Origin of the sequence: Streptococcus sp. HMSC076C09 (assembly GCF_001837905.1) — a bacterium.
Lineage (GTDB): Bacteria > Bacillota > Bacilli > Lactobacillales > Streptococcaceae > Streptococcus > Streptococcus parasanguinis_I.
Window position 1 is genome coordinate 265,610 of sequence record NZ_KV834640.1, and the last position, 21,441, is coordinate 287,050.

The window sequence follows — 21,441 nt, forward strand, 5'->3', positions numbered from 1 at the left end:
ACTCATCTTCTGCATGCTCTGTCATGACTTGTAAGCGATAGGTTTTAGGCGATTTTCCACAGAGTTTACGGAAAACCTTATAAAAATAGCCTACATTACTGTAACCGACCTTATAGCAGATATCTTCAATACTGTCATTGGTCGATAAGAGGAGCTGCTGGGCCGCCTTAATCCGCTGTTTATTGAGGAGTTCTGCGAACGTTGCATTGGTTTCTCGTTTAATCAATTGGCCTAAATAGACTGGATTGATAAAGAGAGCCTGACTGATGTCCTTGAGCGACAGCTCTTTTTGGTAATCACGGCTAATCACTTGGAGGACACTCGCTACATTTTCGTTCATCCGATAGTGGGATAAGAAACGGGACAGCTCTTCCTGGATGAAGCTAATCATCTCGCTAAAGGTAGCAGCTTCTTGGACTTTCTTGACCACATCGGCCAAATCATCTCCTTGCAGGTATTCAAACAAATGAAAGACATCCATCAAAAATTGGATAAAGAGCTGCTTGGTCAGCGAAACCTTGGGTGTCTTCTCAAGAATCATTTTTTCCAACCAATCCAGTTCTTCTAAGATCTGTTGGATATTTCCTTGCATGATCACCCGGTAGGCCGGCTCGTAGTAGTTAAAGACTTCCTCATCTTGATTGAGAGGGATCGCTCCATAAAAGAGGCTCCGCTCCACTAGGTCCTTAAATTGACGAAAGTGCTCCTTATAAGGGGGCTCAAAGGCCTTCTCAATCATAGCTTCTTCTTCTTGATCTGAGATAAAGAGTTGAAGATTTTGCCCGAGAACTTGGTAAGATGAGCTGATAAAGCCTTTTTTCTCCTTAGCAACCCCAATCCACAGTGAATTTCGTCCTGCGATATACCGACAAAACTCTTCCTCAGAGATATCATCGTGAATCAAACGGTTGGCTAACTCTTGGCTTGGTTGCTGGATTTGGTGCTGAATTTTTTCTAAGATATTGCCCATTTCCACCTTATTGACCGGTTTGAGCAGGTAGTCTGCCACGCGCAAATTGAGGGCTGTCTTGACATATTCAAAATCCTGATAGCCTGACATAATGATAAAAGCAGCATCTGGTATCAAATCCTTCATCTCTGCAATCATCTGAAGTCCGGTCTTTCCAGGCATATTGACATCCGTGATCACCACATCCACCGGATGCTCTCGCACATAATCAAGGGCCTGGTCTGCATCTTCTGCAGTTGCGACCACTTCCATATTCCAGTGGTCAAAGGGGATTAATTTTTTTAACCCTTCTGTAATCATATACTCATCGTCTACTAATAAGACTTTGTACATTCTGTCTCCTTTATTCATCTTGAATAGTTATCGTATAGGTCACTCCATGGTGAGGTTGGGAGAAGACTTGGATATGGTAGCGATCTCCAAAATAGAGTAGCATACGTTCATGGACATTGACGATTCCGATGGACTGCCGGCCACTCTTTTCTTCGATTTCTGAGCGTGGATTGCGATTGGCTAGTATCTCTTGAATTTTTTCTTGCTGTTCTTCTTCCATTCCGCGCCCATTATCAGTAACTAGGATCATGACTTGCCCTTCTCCTTGCAAGACTTTGACACTAATCACATTGTCCTTGCGTTTGTGATCCACTCCATGTGCAAAATAGTTCTCGACCAAAGGCTGGATGGTGAATTTTGGAATCTTCATCTTTTCCAAGCCTGGATCGATCTTAAAGCCATAGGCAATCGATTTTGGATAACGCACCATACAGAGGTAGCTGTATTTGCGACAAAATTCGAGCTCATTTTCAACTGTCGTCACTCGCTCATCTGAGATATTATTTCGCAAGAGACTACTAAACTCATAGATAATATCACCCAATTCATCTTGCTCTTGCATGACGGCATACATCCGGATAAATTCCAGTGTATTGTACATGAAGTGGGGATTGATCTGGGCTTGTAAGGCCAGCATATTGGCGTCTTTTTGGCTGAGCTGCAGCTGGTAGATATCCCGAATGTTCTTATCCATATTGTCTAACATGGTATTGATCATATCCCCGATAACCAAGAGTTCTTGGTCCTTCGTGGACGTATCAATCCGTCGTTCGCTATCGCCTTGACTGATCTGATTCATGGTATCGACCAAGTCGAGGACTTGACGCCGGTAATTTTTGAAAATCTGCCGTAATAACAAGTAAAGGATCAAGAAAATTAGGAAAGCAATGGAGAGAAAAGTGGTCAGATTAGCTAGACCCTTCTTGACCAGATAACTTTCAGAAACAGCTACATCCACCTTGTAGCCATAGATCGTGCTGCGGGTTTGCCATTTAACATCCTTTGATTGCCCCTTATCCCCTTCATGGTACATCTCTTTCCCAAAGGGAGTGAAGATCCGCACAGCGACCGGAAGATCGCCCCTGGCGTTATCAATCGCTGCCGTCAAAATTTCTTGGTTCAGCGTCATATAAGCAATCCCAACTCCAGCACCCGTAGTCGGATCTGTCAAAGGAACCGGAATGGCTGTCGCAGGAGCCTTGTAATGGTCCGCTGAGACTTGCTTGCCTCCCTGTGATTGCCGGGTAGAGACAAATACCGTCTTGTAATCAGACAAGGTGACATCGATACCCTCGATGTTTTTATTGCTCAAATAGAGACTGTCAATATTCTTATGTAGGGACAATTGGATATAAGAAGGGAATTGGGCATTCAATCGCCAAGTCTCATACTCCGATGGTGACAAGGTAAAATAGCGATAAACTCCTTCTAATTTTGCAGGGTTCTCAACGAGGCTACGACCTTCTTGTGTGACCCGTTGATAAGAGGTCTCAAGATCCGTCACCACTTCGGTCAAGACCCGTTGGGAGATCCGGTCGGCTTCAGCTTGCTGGTTTTTCCAAGAGATCCCCGCGACGACCAGGCCCATAATGGTCAAAATGACCACCATGACATAGGCGTAGAATTTTAAAAGCGTACTTAACCAGATTTTTTTCATCGTTAGGATACCAATTTTTCGTGGATGTTTTGATAAACAGGGTCAAAGATATCATTGACAAAGAAATGCCATACACCGATCAAGACGAAAAAGAGAAGGGCTGGCATATAGTAGCTAATGACGCCAAGTAGCGCAGTTCCAAGGATGAACTTCAGAACCGGACGAATGTCCAGCAACATTCCGATCAAACTGAGCTTGATACTATTGGCATAAGAGAGATCGAAATGAACTTGCAATTTCAAATAAACGGCGTAAGCTAGAGGCGCAACCAAGAGAAAAACCAGATTAAACAAAAGAACCAAAATTTGGAAGAAATTCAAGTGAGGAATCTGGATCATGAGGTACATGCCATAGAGAAGAACCCCTTCAATGGCAAAGAAGGTATAAAAGACTTGATTAGCCGGGCGTAGATTTTCTTTGAAGAGTTCCCAAGCGCGTGACCAATGATAGTCCTTGTAGGTCATGCCATTTTCCGCATAGAGGCTCATGATAGTGGCACTAGCCGGTCCTACTCCTAGCAGAACACCCCCACAGATCGTCAAGACCCAAAAAATCCCTGTTACCAGCATAGCAACATAGACTCTCGTAAAAATGAACTCGATGATTTTTCCCATCATTCAGCCTCTTTTCCAATTAGTGATTCTATTATACCATAAAAATAAAACGCTTTCCCCCTATTTGCATTGGTAAATTGAAATATTGATTTTCATTTACAAGATTCATTTTCATAAAGACACAAAAAGACTTTGGAGATCCCTCCAAAGCCTTTTTCGAACTACCTGTTCTTATTTTTTAGAAGCAAGGAATTCGTCGTATTGTTTTTGCATTTCGTCAAGCACTTTTTGGTAAGCACCTTCTGATTTCAATTTTTCAAGCATCTTAGGAACTTCTACTTCAGGATCCACAGTACCAGTATTGATAGCACCTGCGAATTGGTTCAAAGTATTTGTAAGAGCAGTGATTTCTGATTTCACTTTATCTGTGTTAAAGATGAAGCCAAGTGCTGGAGATTCTTTTGCAGTTTCCAAGTCTTTCTTAGATTGTGCAATTTGTTCATCTGTTACGTTTTCGTTGATGTAAAGAATCCAGTTGTTACCAGTGTTCCATCCAGACATGTGAGTGTTTCCGTTGTAGCCATCCAAGACTTTGACACGGTTTTCTTTGCCGGGAACTTTTTCCCAGTTCTTGCCTTCTGGTCCATAAACAAGGCCGTTCAAGAGTTCTGGATCAGTGTTCAAGAGGTTCAACACTTCCATTGCTTTTTCTTTGTTCTTAGAGTTGTTTGAGATAACAAAGTTAGCTACTTGAGTAGTATTGTTCTTCTTGTACAGTTCAGTAAATGGTTTGATTTCGATCTTACGGTTTGCTACACGAGAAAGCAAGCTGTTACCGTAGTCAGCTGGCCCTACTGTTTCTTCACGAACCAACCATGTATCTTGAGAAAGATCATAACCAGTGTCGCTCGTTGCTACGTCTTTTGGAATGTATCCTGCTTCGTAGTATTTGTGAAGAGTCTTCAAGTTTTCTACATAACGAGGAATTGTGTAACGGTCAACGATCTTAGTAGTGTCACCTTTCAAGTCAACCACGAATGGAAGTCCATCAACAGCCACATAGTCGAAGTCATCTGAAGGTCCACCGTAGCTCTTGTTCATTGCAAATGGAACAACGTTTGGATCTTTTTCTTTGATGGCTTTCAAGACTGGTTCAAGAGAAGCATAGTCTTTCACGTTTGAAACGTCGATACCATATTTTTCAAGAAGTGGTCCGTTAAATGCAAAGTTTTGAGAAGATGCAACGTTAGCTGCTACTGGAACAGCATAGATCTTGCCGTTTACAGTGTTCCCTTTGATGTAAGCTGGGTCAAGTGCTTTGTAAAGGTCTTTCCCTTCTTTCTTGTACAATTCTGTCAAGTCAGCATAAGCACCTTTTTGAGCGTTAATGACATAGTTATTAGCAAAGGCAATATCATAGTTTTCACCAGATGAGATGATAACGTTCATTTTTTGTGCATAGTCACCCCAACCAAGATATTGGATATCCAATTTTGCGCCAACTTTCTTTTCAATGATCTTGTTGGCATTTTTAAGAAGAACATCCAAGTTATCTGGTTTATCACCGATTTGGTACATCTTGATGATTGGTTTACCGTCTTCAGTTGTTGCAGACTTCTTGTTGTTCCCTGTAAGGTTTCCACAAGCAGCAAGAGTAGCTCCAAGAGCGATGACACTAGCAGATGCTAACGCGTATTTTTTCCAATTTTTCATAAGAAAAATCTCCTTTATGTTATTTTCTTTTTAGACTAAGTTATGAGTTGAAAATCCTGCTGATTTTCAATAAACGATGTTATTCTTTCACACCACCGATGGTCAAGCCTTTTACAAAGTAGCGTTGGAAGAATGGATAGAGAATGGCGATTGGCACTGTTGCCACAACCACCATGGCCATACGTCCTGTTTCCCGTGGGATGGATTGTACAGCTCCTGCCAATTGGCCGGATACCCCGACGTTTTTAGCGATGTAATCCATATTGTTTTGGATTTGCATCAAGAGGTATTGCAATGGATAAAGGTTGTCACTCTTAATATAGAGGAGGGCGTTGAACCAGTCATTCCAGAACCCTAAAGCGGTGAACAAACTGATGGTCGCAATCCCTGGAAGAGACAATGGCAAGCAGATTTGGAAGAAGATCCGTGTTTCACTTGCCCCATCGATCCGAGCGGATTCAAGGATAGCTTCTGGAATGGTCCGTTTAAAGAAGGTCCGCATCAAGATGATGTTAAATGGACTGAGCAACATTGGGATAATCAAAGCCCCGATGGTATCACCTAACTGCAAGAGTTGAGTGGTGACAATGTAGCTTGGAACCAACCCTGCACTAAAGAGCATACTAAGGAGTGAAAATACGGTAAAGAACTTGCGGTATTTAAAGGTACTCCGTGAGATAGCGTAAGCATAAGTTGTGGTGATAAAGACATTACATGCTGTTCCCACAATGGTCACAAACAAGGTAATGAAGAGGGCTTGCAAGATTTTGTCTTTGAACTGTACCAAGAAGAGGTAACCATCAAATCCAAATTTTGCTGGCCAGAATTGGAAGCCATGGACTGCCAAACTTTGTTCGTCTGTCAAAGAGATCATGACAACGAAGATGAAGGGAAGCACACAGGTCAAGCCGACCAAGGTCAACAACAAGGTAAAGAAGAAGTTGCTCTTCTTACTGAAAGAATGGATCCCGACATTATCAATTTTTTCTTTTTGAATGGTTGATTTTTTCATACGATCCTCCTTTCTAGAAGAGAGCGGCATTCTTATCAATGCGACGGGCAATGATATTTGAGATTAACACAAGAACCAGCCCGACTACCGATTGGTAAAGACCGGCTGCTGCTGTCATCCCGATATCCCCTGACTTGGTCAAACCGTTGTAGACATAAACATCAATAACGTTGGTTACACTATAGAGAGCTCCAGCATTATGCGGGATTTGGTAGAAAAGACCGAAGTCTGCGCGGAAGATATTTCCGACTGCAAGAATGGTCAAAACCGTAATCAAGGAAGACAACTGAGGAATGGTGATGTTGCGAATGCGTTGCCACTTAGACGCACCATCCACGGTCGCTGCTTCATAGTAAGTTGGGTCAATTCCCATGATGGTTGCATAATACATGACACTGCTATAACCAAAGCCTTTCCAGATTCCTAAGAAGAGGAGAAGCGCTGGCCAGATCCACAATTCCGAATAGAAATTGATGGCTTTCATACCAAATGAAGTTAAGATGTGGTTGACCAATCCTTTGTCCACGTTAAGGAAGGCATCGGTGAAGAAGCTGATGATAACCCATGATAGGAAGTACGGGAAGAGCATGGAGGTTTGAAGCACCTTGACCACTCTTTTTGATCTCAACTCACTAAAGATGATGGCGATCCCAACGGAAACAATCAATCCTAAGAAGATGAATCCTAAGTTGTACAATACCGTGTTTCTTGTAATAATGTAGGCATCTTTGGAACTAAAGAGGAATTTGAAGTTGTCAAAGCCAACCCACTTACTCTTCATGACACTGTCAATGAAGCCCTCTCCTGTGATATGATAGTCCTTAAATGCTACGATATTCCCAAAAACCGGAATATAGAAGAATAAGATTAACCACGCTGCACCAGGTAAGACCATTAAAAGAAAAATGAAATTTTCTCTCAGAGTCCTTACAAACTTTTTCATTTAACTCCCCCCTTTGAGCCTTGAGCGTGTTTATTTGCTTTGGTAGCGTTTACATCACCTATTATAAGATAGCCCATTTATATTTTCAAACTCCTAATTATAGAAAAAATTCTACAAATTTATGACATAGCTTTAAAAAAGGAGTAGAAAAGGGTGTTCGTAAAGACAGCTCCTCTTCTACTCCTATCGACCGCGGATGAGATTTCTGTCATCCGACTTGGCATTTTTTACGTTGTATAAATGGTTGAGGCAGTCGCAATAGTATGCCACTGGTTAGCCGTTGTGGCTGCGAAGTCCTGATCCCCGTAGAAATCATTAAATGGCAAGATTTCGACTTCTAGTTCGTCGATGCGGTCAATCTGATCAGACAGATAAGCCTCAATGCGGCTTTCTGCGCGCTTGATCCGTTGCAAGAGCCCACCCATACGAATATCTACTGTATCCAAGCCAAAGACCTTGTTTTCTTTCAACCATTGGTGGCTAAAGAGCTTGTGGAAGGTTTCAATCTGGCTTCTTAATTTTGGTAATTCTTCCCTAGCAATTTGTTGCAAGCTCTCTTTATCACCTTTTTGATAGGCTTGACGAATGCGTCGGCCTACATCCACTTTACTACTTAAAATAGCATTCAACTGTGCCTGAGTTTCAAAGAGATAAGCGTAGATGCCTGCTTTTTCTTTGATAGTAGCAAGAGTCTCAGCTGCTTGGGTAAAGTGTGGTTTGTCCTGCTCAGGAGTCATGTGCTTGTCAAGGATTGGGCAGAGAACATCCTGATAAAAGACATAGCGATTAGGGTTGATACCACTGAGATTATCTGGTAGGTCTGGCAAGAGGTTGGCAAGATCAAGTTGCATAAAGTCCTCAACGGATAGGCCTGTATTGGTCTTGAAGTGAGCTGATAAACGTTCTAAGTCGTTGCGGTAGCTGAGTTCCGCCCAGATCTGCAAGCTTGGCAAAATAGAGAACTGGGCTGTTTCCCCACCATTGTCCCCCCAGCCCGTCACGATGACTTCCTTGATCTGGTTGGCACGGCAGGCTTTATTGGCTTCTACTGCAATGAGACGGCTGAAATGGTTGTGGGGCGTGAAGCCAATCCACTTCCAGGCACCACCTGCAAAGGCGATATCCTGGCTAATCTTGTGGTGATTACGGAAGTTTCGGTTGTATTTTTCCTCGCTATCTTGATAATAATCCCAGTAAACCAAGGTGACACGGTCTTTGAGACGGTCTAGGTAAACACGCGTTTCCTCTGGAATTTCTACCTCACGGTCGTACTGGCCATCTGCTGACATGAGCTTAAAGAACATATCGCTCCACATCTGGCAGTGGAAACCATACTTGTCCGCAATATCCAAGATGCGCTCCAAGTGTTGACACATGAGAAGACTCCGATCCACCACACCGTTCAAGATGAGGTAGCGTCCCAAACCAACTAGGTGAGCTTCATCCATGCCGATATTGACCTTGCGAGTTTGTAATTTAGATAACGTCGCAAACATGCCGTCAATCAGGTCATAAACTTTTTCTTCACCGATGAGGAGAATGTCTTCTACATCGCGGAGTTGCTGGACTTCTTTAATCCCCCATTTGACAAAGGCTGATAAGTGAGCCAAAGTTTGGATACATGGCACAAAGGTCATGTCAAACTGCTGGGCGTAGCTTTCGATTTCCTGTAACTCTTCAGCTGAGTATGCTCCACGGAAATAACCAAAGTAAGGTTGTCCTTCAATTTGATAAGTGTCTTCCATGTAGAGCTCAAAGGTTGAATAACCCATCAGAGCCAAGACTTCAATCATCTGCTTGGCAGATGCGACATTGAGCACGGCATTGCGCGAACAGTCCGCCATATAGGCTAAATCTTCATAGGCCGCCTGCTCTTCAATCTCTACCTTGTCCCCTTCTGCTAAAGCTGTTGCGAGCACAGACAAGGCACGGTAGAGTTGATGAGGTTTACGGTAGGTCAATTGATACTGCCCATTCTCCCCCTTGATAGAGATGGAAGCATGGTCAGACTGAGCGACTGCCACTTCTACATCTGGTAGAGAAATGTGATTTTGGAGCAACTCTAAAGCTTGCGCTTGTTTACTGTTGATTCCGGTAAAACTTACCATTGGTTTTCCTCCTGTAACCAGTTGACAAGGGCACCGTAGAGATTGGCATCTGCCTGATAGGTGCAAGCTTGAATGACTGGAGCGATGGTATATTCTTCATATCTTTCCACAAAGGCATCTACGGCTTTTTGCACGCCTTTGATAAAATCAGGGTTCTGACTGATAGAGCCGCCTAGACTAATCACATCTGGATCAATCAGGTACTGGATATTGAGCAGTCCTTGAGCAAGATTACGATTCATGCGCTCAATAGCTTCTTGGCAAAGGGCATTACCTGCTGCCGCCTCTTGGTACACCTTGCGGCCATCCCAATCGGTTTGACCAGATTTTTCAATCACATAGCGAACCATGTTTCCTGTAGAAGCGAGTTGTGACCAGTTATTGAGTCTTTCTGCGGGCTCGATTGTGGTCATGTAGCCAAACTCACCGCCCAAACCATGACGACCACGGTGTAGCTTCCCATTGATAATCATGGCTCCACCGATTCCTGTACCAATCACGACACAGGCTGCATTTTCAATCTCAGGATGAGCTAGCAGTTCACTGAGTCCAACACAGTTGGCATCATTTTCTAGGTGGATAGGAAGCTTATGATGAGCAAGCGCCTCATACCATGAAAAACCATGGATGTAAGGAATGGCACTGATCCCTTCAATTACCCCTGTTTCTTGATGAACGGCTCCTGGCACACTCATGGCAATCCCACGGTAGTCACGTTCTGACAATCGCTGATCCAACCAAGCTAGCAACTCTTCCAGAGTCTCTGGCGTTGCGGTGCTGGCCTTATCTAAAATCTTTCCATCAGGAGTTAGACTAGCAAACTTAATGCCAGTCCCTCCGATATCAATCGTTGCAATGGTCATTGCTTTTACCTGTAAAAAGGAGCGAATCAGCAGTCGGTTCTTACTCTTTTCGCTCCTCCTTTCTTTTTATGTTATCTTTTTGAAATTAGATTTCTTCTTTTTTGATCAATTCTGTACGAATTTCTTGTGGTGCCAATAAACCTGTATGGACCGGATACGGTTGTTCCAGAAGATCGACAACCGTTTGTTGTCCTTCTGACACGCGAACATTTTCTTGACTCATATTGTAGTAACGAAGGACGTATCCTTCTTCATTTTCAGCCACCTTAAAGGCTGTTGGGCAGACTTGTGGCAAGTTGAGGGCTGCATGGTTGAAGAGACTACCTGTTGCAGCAACTCTACCTTCTTGTTTTGCAACTTGAAGAGCTGTAAATGGCACCTGGAAGGCTTTAGCACGACGGAAGGCCGAGAAGCGTTCCCCTGCTTGATGGCATTCTACTGCAAACTCAACTTCGATATCGCGCAAGCACTGAGCTTCTGGCGTTGGGAAGTAGCCCCAGTCACCTAGCTCACCTGAAGCACGGAGAAGGGTTACAGCCATGGTGTCGTCCTCAAGGATTTCGTATTCGTGCAATCCTTTATTGGCTACTGTCACTCCTTTAACATCGTCATACAAGCTAACAAAGGCTTGTTGGTGTTGTGGATTTTCAGGATTTTCCCAAGAAGCTGCTGGTTTATTTGGTCTTGTAACAACTTCATAGATGCTTTCAGAATCATTACTTGGGCGTGTGTTATGAGTTTTGACCAAGAGACGAATGCGGTGGTCTTTGGCTGTATTGGTAAAGCGAGTCTTGAAGCGAATTTGTGGATCATCTACAAAAATGGTCATCTCCGTTTCAAGAGGAATGGTTGTCAACTCTTCTGAACGACCTGCATCTCGTTTCATGAACTCGATGATACCTCTTTGTTCAGCATCCAATTTTTCATCTGCGCTAACTGGAATAGTCAAGTCATGTTTGAGCAAAACCTTAGCATAGCGAGCATTGTTTTCCAGAATTTCATAACCTTTCAGTTTTGCGAAAATTGGCTCTGTTCCTTTTGGTTGGAAATAAATGTACTCATTCCCGATATCGCCACGGTCCTCAAATTGGATAAAGTCCTCGTAAGCTTCGTTTGTAGTCTTGTCGTAGACTGTGATACCTTCATCTACACTTACTGTCACAAATGGAGTATCAATAACTCCATTTTGGAAGATACCATCGCTTTGTGCTGCTGGCCCTTCGACTAGTTGGAAGCTTGACCAAGAAAGTGGTGCAAGGTGAATTGGAATTGTCACGCGCACTTGACGTGCAATATAAGGTTGACGGAATTTATCCTTAGGCAGGGTATAGCCAAAGCTTGCTCCCAAGTCCTCAATCTCTGCTTCTACAAGATGTCCATCTAAATCCTCTACATGGTAGTCTGGCAAGCTCAAAGCAGCCATTTTCTTGAAGCCTTCTGTCGGATGCAATTCCTTAAATGGACAAACCGCAACATCGACAATCGTGCTGACGGTGTCCACCTTATTATGCAAGCCAGTGTTGATGACCGTAAAGAGGTGCTCACTCTGGGCTTTTTGAGTCGCTAGTTTACCCTTCCATTCGTTCAGAAGGTTGGTCTTGACAAAGTTTCCGACTTGGTTGACCTTGGCAAAACGAACTTCCATTTCACGGTGAACATCATCTACGCTACATCCACAAATACTATCGTGTGGCGCATTTTGTAAGAGTGTCTTCCAAGCATAGGTCAATTGATCCTTATGGTTGTGCCCACCAGTAATGATGGTCAAAGGTTCCACCACTTGCTCGAGCAAGTTGCTGTTTTCTTGGAAGGCTTGTTTGAGGTAAATACGTGAAGAAGAGGTATTAGCAAGAGTGTACCAACCATCGGTTTCCTGACTGGTCAATTCTCCCGTAACCGTTGATAATTGTTCGGGAAGTGCACTTTCCACTGCTTGCACATATTCATCAAAGGAGCTATGAATAAAGGTCACGTCAGGGAACAGTTCGTTGGCCACGCGAATAGCTTCACTCAAGTTTCGTTGAACCGGTTGGTGGTCGCAGCCGTTCATCATTAACCATTGGTTGGTTGAGGCATAGTCGCGAACATCTGCCAATTTTTGTTTCCAGAAAGCCAAAGCTTCGTCTTTATCCACTGGAATTTCGTTCCCGTTACTGTACCAGTTGGCAAAGAGAATACCCAGCACACGGCTACCATCCGCCCCTTGCCAGTACATTTCAGAAAATTGAGAGGTGAATTGCTCATCTTCGAGGACTTGGTTGTCAAATCCGATTGGTTTGACCCCACGCCCAAAAGCTGCTACGTGAATGCCTGATTTTTGAAGGATTTGAGGAGCTTGCCCCATATTTCCAAAGGTATCTGGGAAGTAACCAATCTGAGTAGATTTGCCCCATTTGGCGCATTCAGCTTGTCCAATCAAGGTATTGCGGACATTGGCTTCGCTGGAGATCAGGTAATCATCCTGCAAGATGTAGAAGGGACCAATCTTGAGCTTGCCCTCGTCGATATAACGCTGCACCTTATCACGGTTTTCAGGGCGAATTTCTAAATAGTCGTCAAGGACAATGGTTTGGCCATCCAAGTGGAAACTTTTGAACTCAGGATCATTTTCAAAAAGATCAAACAGATTGTCAAACAGTTCCACCAATTGCATCCGGTGGCTTTCAAAAGGTAGATACCACTCACGATCCCAGTGGCTATGAGAGATGATATGTACAACAACATTTTCCATGAGTAAAACCTCATTCTAACTTAAATTTAAAGATCTATTTGTGATTCTTTACAAGAATCTGTTAAGCGACAGCTCATTAGCGAATATCCAAGTAATCCAAGACTAATTCACAGAACATCATGTTGGCCCAAGAGAACCATTCACGCGAGTATTTAGTTGGATCATCTACATGGAAACTTTCGTGCATGACGCCCGTGCCTCCATCGCAGGCAACCAACTGGTCCAGCAAATGTTTTTTCTCAGCTTTATCTGTCGTTGTCAATCCTTGAATGGATAAAGCAATCGGCCAGATATAGCGATAAAACGTATGAGAACTTCCTAGTCCACTTGCGTACTTCCCTTCATAGAAGTAGGGATTTTCAGGGCTCAAAATCGTCCGACGAGTAGCTTGGTAGACCTCATCGTCAATGGCGCAATATCCCAGATAAGGAGCTGCCAACAAGCTTGGCACGTTCGGATCATCCATGATGCTAGCATTTCCCAAACCGTCTACCTCAAAGGCATAGATTTTCTCACCCTTGCTATTAGTGGTGTAGGCATAGTTTTCGATGCCTTCTTGAATCTCAGCTTGCAGGCGTTTGGCATCTGCAATGATGCTTTCACTATCAGCTAGATTCAATGTTGCAAAGATTTCCTGGACATAACCCAAAACAACCACTGCAAACATATTGGACGGAATCAAGTAACTATACTGACAGCAATCATCACTTGGACGAAAGGCTGACCAGGTCATCCCTGTCACGGCGAAATCTGGCCCAAAGCCGTCATTCACCAGCGTGTCTTCCTTACGATCTGTATCCCGAACAAAGCGATAAGGGGAATTCTTGTGGTCTTGCTCCACTGTCCAGAGATGAAGGATTTCCTTGGTCGCTGTGACAAAGGTTTCATCAAATTGGCTAGTCTCACCAGTTTCCTTCCAAAGAAGATAAGCCAGTTGCAAGGGGTAGCAAAGCGAATCCACCTCATACTTGCGCTCCCAAATCCAGCCATTCAAATCGGTATGGTCGGTCTCGTGGTGACCCTTCCAGTTCTCCTCAATATTAAAAGAGTTGGCATAAGGATCCTTGAGGATCAAGGTCATCTGGCGTTTGACCAAACCAGCAATGGTCTGGCGCAAACGAGGGTCTCTTTTTGCCACATGAAGATAGGGTCTCAATTGAGCCGTTGAGTCACGCAGCCACATAGCTGGGATGTCCCCTGTTAACACAAAGGTTGAACCATCTTCTAAAATTTCAACTGTGTTGTCCAAAGTGTCTGTATAACAACGTTCAAAGACATCCACCCACTCCGGGTACTCCTTAGCTCGCTCAGCCACTTGATCCAACCATTCTCGCACAATTTCTTTTGAATAGGTCATTTATTTTCCTCACACGTATCGATTCTTTCCTATTCAGTATAAAAGATTTCAAAGGGGAAATACATACGCAAACTATAGCCCTTTTTCTACAAAATTTTCCATTTGATAAAAACGCTATCATATTTGACAACACTTTGATACAATGAAGAAAATACCACCGCGTATTCCAAGAAAGCACAGATCATTTAAGGTTGATGAAGAAAAAGGAGACAAGATGCGCACACAATGCCAGACCATCGATACCCGCTGGGGAAGCGATAATCATCCCCACTATTCCCACGGAAATACCCTTCCTTATACCGGAGTTCCTTTTGGAATGAACTACTTCCTTCCCCAGACGACACACGAACAAGGGGCTTGGTTTTTCAACCCCAATCTCCCTATTTTTCAGGGATTTCGCCTCACCCACCAGCCTAGTCCTTGGATAGGAGACTACGCTTGGTGCCTCATCACGCCCATCACAGGAAAAATTGCAAGTTCCGACCTCTTCCGTCGCCAAAGCAGTTATTCAATGAAAGAAGCTCTTTTCCAGCCCCACTACCTTCGTATTTTTTCGGAACGTTACCAGATTCAAAGCGAGCTGGTTCCAAGTCGCTACGGGGCTGTCATGCGCTTTCGAGCACCAGAAAAGCTAACACTCTGCTTTCATGCAGCAAAGGAACTAGAGGACTTGACTCTGACAGACCAAACCTGCCACTTCCGCATTCTGGATCAGGCCCATACTGCAGATACTTCCTACTCTTTCTATCTCCAGTGGCAATTTAGCCAGCCGATCGAGAACGTCACTCACATCGATCAAGATCTTTTTCTCACCTTTGCTAGCAATGAAGTGACCGTCCAATTAGGAACTTCTTATCTGTCCCAAGACATGGCTCACAGCCATCTTCCCAACCTTTCCCTAGAGGAAGCTAAAAAAGAAGCAGCCGATCAATGGAATCAGCTGCTAAAACGAATTGAAGTAAAAGATGCCGGAGGGCGTGACCAAGCCTTTTTCGACCATTGCCTGTACCGACTCCTCCTTTTCCCTCAAACCTTTTATGAAACAGATACCGAGGGAAATGACTGGCACCTGGATGTTGCCCATCAGGAAATCAAACCAGGAAAAGCTTATACGAATGTCGGATTTTGGGACCTCTTTCGGACCTCTTTTCCGCTCTTTAGCCTTGGCTACCCCGATTACTACCGTCACTTTCTCGAAGGATTTTTAAACACTTACAAGGATACTGGTTTTCTACCAAAATGGTTGGCCCCAGATGAACGAGGAATGATGCCAGGTACCCTCATCGATGGAGTCTTTGCGGATGCTGTCACAAAAGGGATCGCACCAGACCTACATGAAAACATTCTGACAGCCATGCTCCAGACAGCGCAAAAAACGGATCCCACGCAACATTTTGGTCGCCATGGCAATGAAAGCTACAAGGCCCTTGGCTACCTACCCGATGATTTTCACGAAAGTGTGAGCCATAGCCTAGATTACGCCTATAGTGATTTTTGCATTGCTACCGTTGCCAAGCAATTGGGTCAGACAGAAACAGCCACTCGGTATGCTGCTTCCAGCCTCTCCTACCGAACATTGTATGATGCCCAAACAGGCTTTATGAGAGCACGATCCACCAATGGAAACTTTAAAGAACCCTTCTCTCCTATCAGCTGGGGAGGAGATTATGCAGAATGCTCTGCCACCCAAGCTACTTTTGGAGCCTTACACGACCTCTCCGGTCTGATAGAGCTAATGGGCGGTAAAAAAGCCTTCACCCAACGACTGCTGGATCTGGCCAATCAAAAACCTCAATTTGATGTAAGAGGATATGGCTATGAAATCCATGAAATGAGTGAAATGGCCCAAGCCCCATTTGGGCAGATCGCCATCTCCAATCAACCCAGCTTCCACATTCCCTACCTCTTCCGTTACAGCCTTCATCCCGAATACACCAATCTCCTGATCCACCAGATCCGTTCCCAAGCTTTCCATCAAGATTTCCAAGCCTATCCAGGTGATGAAGACAACGGTAGCCTATCTGCTTGGTACATCTGGTCAGCCCTTGGGCTCTATCCAACCTGCCCAGGAAAACCAATCTATGATCTGGGCCTCCCTCTCTTTAAAGAAGTTCTTCTCCATCTTCCAAACCATGAGCTCAAAATTTGTGCCAACTCCCATACTACAGGTGCCTATTTCATCCAAAAAGCCCGATTAGATGGCAAAGCGCAGCAAGAGATTTTCCATCAAGATCTCCTTGAAGCCCAGCTACTTCAGTTCGATCTTTCTTGGCTCCCCCCACATGCATAAGAAAAAGAGAGTGGGACAGAAGTCCTAGCCTCTCAATTATTTTTGGATTGTCGAGCAAGACGCAGTGGTTGAGTGGGCTCTACTACGCTGATTTCATCAGCTTTTACAGCCCTACTCAACTGTGCGGAGGTGGGACGACGAAATCGAATTCTAACGAATTACCGATTTCTGTCCCACTCTCTTTTTCCATTATTCATCTCCTACATGATAGTAGATCGAGCCTTGTTCCCCAAAACTAGCGATACCAACACCAGACCACAAGCGGTTCTTAGAGGCATCGGATGTATCCTTAAAAACAACTTGTCCTTGATCATCGACCTGATCACCAATGGTTACTCCCGCAGGAATATACTCCAACAAGAAGCCACCATCACGACCACCATAGATCCCTTCTGAGGCTGTCCCATAATCCGTCAAAGAAGCACCATAGCCCTCCAACTCTTGTGAAACCAACCCTTTGTCGTTAAAGACCAGCTTGTTTCCTTTATCATCTTGCCAGACACCAGCAATACTGCTGTAATCCCCATTAGCAATAGCCTCAAGATCCATTTTCTTCACTTCTTTTTTCTCTTCTTTTTTTTCTTTCTCCTTCACTTCCGAACTAGAAGCTGTCGTCTTTTTCACCTCAGAAGAAGCACTTGTTTGACTAGAAGAATCAGATTTCTTACTCGCGCTCTGTTGCGAACAAGCCACCAACAGGAGTACACTAAGAAAACTCACCAGAATTGCACCAACTTTTTTCATTAAAAATTCCCCATACATTTTTTTAGTTTAAAGCCCTCTCATTGTAACGTATTTTCAAACATTTGACAAGCTCTACTTCCTATTTCTGATCAAAAAAAGACCGGGATAATACATCCCAATCTCTCTTTGAATACTACTTTCAGTGAGCCAGCATTTCCTGTGCCACTTCTAAACCAGATAAGTTGGAAGGATAATAAGTTGGCCAGTTTTCTAACTCATCATAAAGCGCCTCTTGACTCTTTCCTCCATGGAAAATGTGGAAGTGAGCTGCCTTTACCGGAGTGATTTCATGGTCACTAAATTGAACATATTTGAAGTCTCCCGCATCGCTCTCCTTGGCTTCAAAGAGATACCGAACACCACGATTCCCCTTCTTATAAGTCAAAATGTGCTTACCTACGTATTTATAGGTATATTTCTTAGAAGATCCTTTTTGATAAAACTCCATTGAATCCTTATCAATCTTAATCCGATCAATATCTGTTTGGTAACCCTTGGTATAATATTCCTTATACTCAGCAGCAGTCATGGTTGGATTTAATTTTGCCTTATAATCAAAGACCTGATCCAAAGTTCCATCTTGCAAGTATGGATAAACCGATTTCCAATCACCCGCGTAATTTTCTAAGCTACGATCCTTCACTTGACTATCCTCGAAATAGCCCTTTTGAACCGTCTTAGTTTCTTCCTCATGTTCCGGTTGAATATCCTTACCAGCTTGTGACGTTGTTTTCTCTAGCGCCTTCAGATTCTCCTTCATGACAGAAACGTAATCTTCGCCATCTTTCATTTCTTGATCCGTCAGGCTTTCCAAAGGATTTAAGACAGCCAACTCAACACCAGCTTCAGAAGACAAGGTTTTCGCCAAAGACTTAGAAGCATTTTCCTCAAAGTAAATCACCTTGATCTCATTTTTCTTGATATACTCTGTCAATTCACGCAATCGTGCAGCAGAAGGTTCGCTATCAGGTGAAATCCCTGAAATAGCCACTTGGTTTAAGCCATAATCCAAGGCCAAGTAACGGAAAGCCGCGTGTTGGGTCACAAAATTCTTTTGCTTAGCATCTTTCAAGCCATCCTGATAAGCTTGATCCAAAGCCTGTAACTTCTTCAAATAAGCTTGCGCATTTTTCTCAAACGTCTTTTTCTTATCTGGATAAGCTGCGACCAACTGATCGCGAATCGACTCTACCATCTTCATGGCACGATGTGGAGACAGCCAAAGGTGAGGATCATATTCATGATGGTGTTCTTCGCCCCCTCCGTGGTCATGATCCTCTTCCAATCCAGGAAGCAAGACCATGCCCTTAGTGGCATCGATCACTTTGGTTTTCTTATCCTTCATTGATTTCAAAAGATTTGGAACCCACGTTTCCATGTTTTCATTCTCATAGACGAAAACATCCGAATCTTGAATCATAGCCCGCCCCTTAGCAGACAATTCATATTCATGAGGCTCTGATCCCGCTCCAATGAGCAGATCTACCGTTCCTTCATCTCCGACAATATTTTTTGTAAAATCATAAACAGGATAAAAAGTGGTCATCACTTTTAATTTTCCATTTTGACTCTGACTTTTGCCACAAGCAGTCAAGATAAGGGCAAAAGCCACCAACAACATTAAACCTATTTTTTTAAATTTCATATTTACTTCCTCAAACGTGATCCAAGATTCACAAGCAAGAACAAGGCCACAAATAAAAGCGTGATGCTGGCACTTGCTGGTGTATCTGCAATATAAGACAAAATCAACCCACTAAACATCCCGATAAAGCCAATAATGACCGCAAGCAGCATGACCCCACGGAAGTTCTTCCCTAATTTCAGCGCAATACTAGCCGGTAAGACCATGATGGTTGAAACCAATAACGATCCTGCTGCAGGAATCATCAAGGCGATAGCAACCCCCGTTACCACATTAAATAAGATGGACATGGTCCGGACCGGAAGCCCATCCACAAAGGCCGTATCTTCATCAAAGGTCAAAATATACATAGGCCGCAAGAATAAAGCCGTCAGCACTAATACAACGAAAGCAATCACAAACAAGGCGATCACCTGTTCATCCGTAATGGTTAGGGTAGAACCAAACAAATACTGATCCAAGCTCATGGAGCTCTTCCCACCACCACGCATCAGTACCAAAGCTAGGGCAAGACCTGTGGACATTAAAATTGCCGTCCCGATCTCCATAAAGTCCTTAAATAAGGTCCGCAAATACTCAAGAAAAACCGCAGCAATAATGACAATGATCATGGTCGAGAGCGTTGGAGAGATCCCAAGGAAAAGCCCAAAAGCGACACCAGCAAGAGAGACGTGACTTAGCGTATCACTCATAAGACTCTGCCGTCTTAAAATCAAGAAAATCCCTAATACAGGAGAAAAAAGACTCATGGCAACCATAGCCAACAAGGCCCGTTGCATAAAATCATACTGGAATAAATCAAGCATGGTCACCCTCCCCTTCAGTATCATGGACATTAAAACATCTCCAAGGAGAGCTTTGGTCACGAACCAAATGAATATTCCGATCCGCAAATTGGTTAACCTCTTCAGGATCATGCGTAATCATCAAAACAGATTTTTGATGGTGATGCGCACTGTGATGCATCAACTCATAAAAATCACTCTTTGTCGTCGCATCCATCCCTGTCGTAGGTTCATCTAAAACAAAGATATCCGGATCTGAAGCAAACATCCTAGCAATGACAGCCCGCTGTTTCTGGCCACCAGACAAAGAACCAATCGCTCGATCCTTGAACTCCAGCATCCCAACAGATTCTAAACTCTTCAGAATATGTTTTTCATCGTGCTCATTCAACTTTCGAAACCATCCTTTACGAGGGTACCGACCTGACTTCACAAATTCATAAACCGTACTTGGAAACCCTGCATTAAAACTAGCAATTTGTTGCGGCAAATAAGCAATCCTTAACTTCTTTCCCTTAACATTCGTCTTCGAAATCTCAACAGTCCCAACCTTGGGCTGTAAGATGCCAAGGCTAGCCTTAATCAAGGTTGACTTAGCAGCCCCATTCTCCCCGGTCAAGGTAACAAACTCCCCACTATCTAAGTAGTAATTGATCCCTTCTAAAACCGGTTCCCGATCATAATAAAACGATAAATTTGAAACCGTAATATACCTCAAACTATAACTCCTCTTCCAATAAATCTAAAAACCTCGAAATAACCCCTTGCTCATTCTTAGTAAACTTCGACAAAACATCCTCATAAGTGTGAAGAGTATGCTGATGGTGGTGCTGATGCTCTAATGCAATTGGCTTACCAATCTCAGTTAAGCGATAATAGAGAACTCGAGCATCATTCTCATCACGATAAGTCTCTAACATCCCCTGACTTAATAAGGGCTTCACGGCCTTTGTGATAGCCGCCTGACTGACATTCAATTTCTTAGCTAAGACAGAATTGGTTAGAGCTTCATCAGCAACCAGCATCAAAATATGTTCCTGAGTGTTAGTTAATGAAACACCACTTGTACAAGAACCAACTAAAATCTCATGCTGATTTTCTGATAACAATAAAATAGAATTTAAAAATCGATCGATTTTATTTGCAACTTCAGACAAAATTAACTCCTTCTAATTCACTAAAAGAAACTTTACCGGTTAATTATATCATAAAAAAGAAAAAAATAAAACAAAAAAAGGAGTAAAACTCCTTTATAATCTATACCGGCGGCCGGGGTCGAACCGGCACGTCCTTGCGGACACTGGATTTTGAGTCCAGCGCGTCTGCCAATTCCGCCACGCCGGCATAAATTTAACTGGGGTAGCTGGATTCGAACCAACGCATGAGGGAGTCAAAGTCCCTTGCCTTACCGCTTGGCTATACCCCAATAATAATATTAATAAATAGGCGAGTGATGGGGATCGAACCCACGCATGCCAGAGCCACAATCTGGTGTGTTAACCACTTCACCACACCCGCCATAATTATTAACACGGGCAGTAGGAATTGAACCCACACTGAAGGTTTTGGAGACCTTAGTTCTACCTTTAAACTATGCCCGTAAAGGATGGAAGGGGAGGGATTCGAACCCCCGAACCCGAAGGAGCGGATTTACAGTCCGCCGCGTTTAGCCTCTTCGCTACCCTTCCTGATTATTGAATTGATGGCGCGAGACGGAATCGAACCGCCGACACATG

The 21,441-nt window shown here is 43.6% G+C and carries 16 protein-coding genes and 5 tRNA genes; 1 reads left to right on the forward strand and 20 read right to left on the reverse strand.

Annotation, left to right across the window (positions count from 1 at the left end):
• The 10 genes from HMPREF2704_RS05145 to HMPREF2704_RS05190 form a co-directional block, all read right to left on the reverse strand.
• On the reverse strand, positions 1 to 1,303 hold a 1,303-nt coding region (locus HMPREF2704_RS05145), incomplete at its 3' end, for a response regulator transcription factor (protein WP_049475194.1).
• Positions 1,304 to 1,313: 10 nt separating this feature from the next.
• Entirely contained in the window at positions 1,314 to 2,960 is a 1,647-nt protein-coding gene (locus HMPREF2704_RS05150; RefSeq protein ID WP_070845894.1) for a sensor histidine kinase, read from the reverse strand.
• Positions 2,961 to 2,962: 2 nt separating this feature from the next.
• A complete protein-coding gene (locus tag HMPREF2704_RS05155; RefSeq protein ID WP_021154271.1) occupies positions 2,963 to 3,574 on the reverse strand; it encodes a YesL family protein in 612 nt (203 codons plus the stop codon).
• A 171-nt stretch (positions 3,575 to 3,745) separates the two neighbouring features.
• Positions 3,746 to 5,227: an ABC transporter substrate-binding protein gene (locus HMPREF2704_RS05160; RefSeq protein WP_003009706.1), complete on the reverse strand. Its 1,482-nt coding sequence runs from the start codon at positions 5,225 to 5,227 to the stop codon at positions 3,746 to 3,748.
• 79 nt (positions 5,228 to 5,306) lie between these two features.
• Entirely contained in the window at positions 5,307 to 6,239 is a 933-nt protein-coding gene (locus HMPREF2704_RS05165) for a carbohydrate ABC transporter permease (RefSeq protein WP_003004100.1), read from the reverse strand.
• A gap of 13 nt (positions 6,240 to 6,252) precedes the next feature.
• Positions 6,253 to 7,182, reverse strand: a complete 930-nt coding sequence (locus HMPREF2704_RS05170) for an ABC transporter permease (protein WP_003009701.1) — start codon at positions 7,180 to 7,182, stop codon at positions 6,253 to 6,255.
• Between the two features lie 227 nt (positions 7,183 to 7,409).
• Positions 7,410 to 9,290: a beta-N-acetylhexosaminidase gene (locus HMPREF2704_RS05175; protein WP_070845896.1), complete on the reverse strand. Its 1,881-nt coding sequence runs from the start codon at positions 9,288 to 9,290 to the stop codon at positions 7,410 to 7,412.
• The gene (locus HMPREF2704_RS05180; RefSeq protein WP_003009697.1) at positions 9,284 to 10,153 is read right to left on the reverse strand and encodes an ROK family protein; all 870 of its coding nucleotides are present in this window, start codon (positions 10,151 to 10,153) and stop codon (positions 9,284 to 9,286) included. Before HMPREF2704_RS05180 ends, HMPREF2704_RS05175 begins: the two co-directional genes overlap by 7 nt.
• An 85-nt stretch (positions 10,154 to 10,238) precedes the next feature.
• Entirely contained in the window at positions 10,239 to 12,884 is a 2,646-nt protein-coding gene (locus tag HMPREF2704_RS05185) for an alpha-mannosidase (protein ID WP_070845898.1), read from the reverse strand.
• A 76-nt stretch (positions 12,885 to 12,960) separates the two neighbouring features.
• A complete protein-coding gene (locus tag HMPREF2704_RS05190) occupies positions 12,961 to 14,241 on the reverse strand; it encodes a glycoside hydrolase family 125 protein (RefSeq protein ID WP_070465331.1) in 1,281 nt (426 codons plus the stop codon).
• Between the two features lie 214 nt (positions 14,242 to 14,455).
• Here HMPREF2704_RS05190 and HMPREF2704_RS05195 point away from each other — a divergent pair, with 214 nt between their 5' ends.
• A complete protein-coding gene (locus HMPREF2704_RS05195; protein ID WP_070845900.1) occupies positions 14,456 to 16,531 on the forward strand; it encodes a GH92 family glycosyl hydrolase in 2,076 nt (691 codons plus the stop codon).
• 189 nt (positions 16,532 to 16,720) lie between these two features.
• On the opposite strand, the gene HMPREF2704_RS05200 is transcribed toward HMPREF2704_RS05195, so the two are convergent.
• The 10 genes from HMPREF2704_RS05200 to HMPREF2704_RS05245 all read right to left on the reverse strand — a co-directional run bounded on the left by HMPREF2704_RS05200 (position 16,721) and on the right by HMPREF2704_RS05245 (position 21,393).
• On the reverse strand, positions 16,721 to 17,275 hold the full coding sequence (locus HMPREF2704_RS05200; protein WP_049475186.1) for a DUF6287 domain-containing protein: 555 nt from the start codon (positions 17,273 to 17,275) through the stop codon (positions 16,721 to 16,723).
• A gap of 139 nt (positions 17,276 to 17,414) precedes the next feature.
• A complete protein-coding gene (locus tag HMPREF2704_RS05205; protein WP_070845902.1) occupies positions 17,415 to 18,920 on the reverse strand; it encodes a zinc ABC transporter substrate-binding protein AdcA in 1,506 nt (501 codons plus the stop codon).
• Positions 18,921 to 18,922: 2 nt separating this feature from the next.
• Complete coding sequence (locus tag HMPREF2704_RS05210; protein WP_049506201.1) at positions 18,923 to 19,726, reverse strand: metal ABC transporter permease; 804 nt, start codon at positions 19,724 to 19,726, stop codon at positions 18,923 to 18,925.
• Entirely contained in the window at positions 19,719 to 20,423 is a 705-nt protein-coding gene (locus tag HMPREF2704_RS05215) for a metal ABC transporter ATP-binding protein (RefSeq protein ID WP_003013743.1), read from the reverse strand. The genes HMPREF2704_RS05210 and HMPREF2704_RS05215 overlap by 8 nt, the downstream gene beginning before the upstream one ends.
• Before the next feature lies 1 nt (position 20,424).
• Positions 20,425 to 20,862, reverse strand: a complete 438-nt coding sequence (locus tag HMPREF2704_RS05220) for a zinc-dependent MarR family transcriptional regulator (protein WP_003004547.1) — start codon at positions 20,860 to 20,862, stop codon at positions 20,425 to 20,427.
• A gap of 103 nt (positions 20,863 to 20,965) precedes the next feature.
• Positions 20,966 to 21,049, reverse strand: a tRNA-Leu gene (locus HMPREF2704_RS05225).
• 10 nt (positions 21,050 to 21,059) lie between these two features.
• Positions 21,060 to 21,131 (reverse strand) — tRNA-Gln (locus tag HMPREF2704_RS05230).
• A gap of 19 nt (positions 21,132 to 21,150) precedes the next feature.
• Positions 21,151 to 21,223 (reverse strand) — tRNA-His (locus tag HMPREF2704_RS05235).
• Between the two features lie 12 nt (positions 21,224 to 21,235).
• Positions 21,236 to 21,306, reverse strand: a tRNA-Trp gene (locus tag HMPREF2704_RS05240).
• 6 nt (positions 21,307 to 21,312) lie between these two features.
• Positions 21,313 to 21,393, reverse strand: a tRNA-Tyr gene (locus HMPREF2704_RS05245).
• Between the last annotated feature and the right edge of the window lie 48 nt (positions 21,394 to 21,441).

Excerpts from the sequence above, each read along its gene's own strand:
- HMPREF2704_RS05170 (WP_003009701.1), bottom strand. The coding sequence starts at position 7,182 with ATGAAAAAGTTTGTAAGGACTCTGAGAGAAAATTTCATTTTTCTTTTA.
- HMPREF2704_RS05205 (WP_070845902.1), bottom strand. The coding sequence starts at position 18,920 with ATGAAATTTAAAAAAATAGGTTTAATGTTGTTGGTGGCTTTTGCCCTT.
- HMPREF2704_RS05155 (WP_021154271.1), bottom strand. The coding sequence starts at position 3,574 with ATGGGAAAAATCATCGAGTTCATTTTTACGAGAGTCTATGTTGCTATG.
- HMPREF2704_RS05200 (WP_049475186.1), bottom strand. The coding sequence starts at position 17,275 with ATGAAAAAAGTTGGTGCAATTCTGGTGAGTTTTCTTAGTGTACTCCTG.
- HMPREF2704_RS05190 (WP_070465331.1), bottom strand. The coding sequence starts at position 14,241 with ATGACCTATTCAAAAGAAATTGTGCGAGAATGGTTGGATCAAGTGGCT.
- HMPREF2704_RS05195 (WP_070845900.1), top strand. The coding sequence starts at position 14,456 with ATGCGCACACAATGCCAGACCATCGATACCCGCTGGGGAAGCGATAAT.
- HMPREF2704_RS05185 (WP_070845898.1), bottom strand. The coding sequence starts at position 12,884 with ATGGAAAATGTTGTTGTACATATCATCTCTCATAGCCACTGGGATCGT.
- HMPREF2704_RS05210 (WP_049506201.1), bottom strand. The coding sequence starts at position 19,726 with ATGCTTGATTTATTCCAGTATGATTTTATGCAACGGGCCTTGTTGGCT.
- HMPREF2704_RS05175 (WP_070845896.1), bottom strand. The coding sequence starts at position 9,290 with ATGGTAAGTTTTACCGGAATCAACAGTAAACAAGCGCAAGCTTTAGAG.
- HMPREF2704_RS05180 (WP_003009697.1), bottom strand. The coding sequence starts at position 10,153 with ATGACCATTGCAACGATTGATATCGGAGGGACTGGCATTAAGTTTGCT.
- HMPREF2704_RS05150 (WP_070845894.1), bottom strand. The coding sequence starts at position 2,960 with ATGAAAAAAATCTGGTTAAGTACGCTTTTAAAATTCTACGCCTATGTC.
- HMPREF2704_RS05160 (WP_003009706.1), bottom strand. The coding sequence starts at position 5,227 with ATGAAAAATTGGAAAAAATACGCGTTAGCATCTGCTAGTGTCATCGCT.
- HMPREF2704_RS05165 (WP_003004100.1), bottom strand. The coding sequence starts at position 6,239 with ATGAAAAAATCAACCATTCAAAAAGAAAAAATTGATAATGTCGGGATC.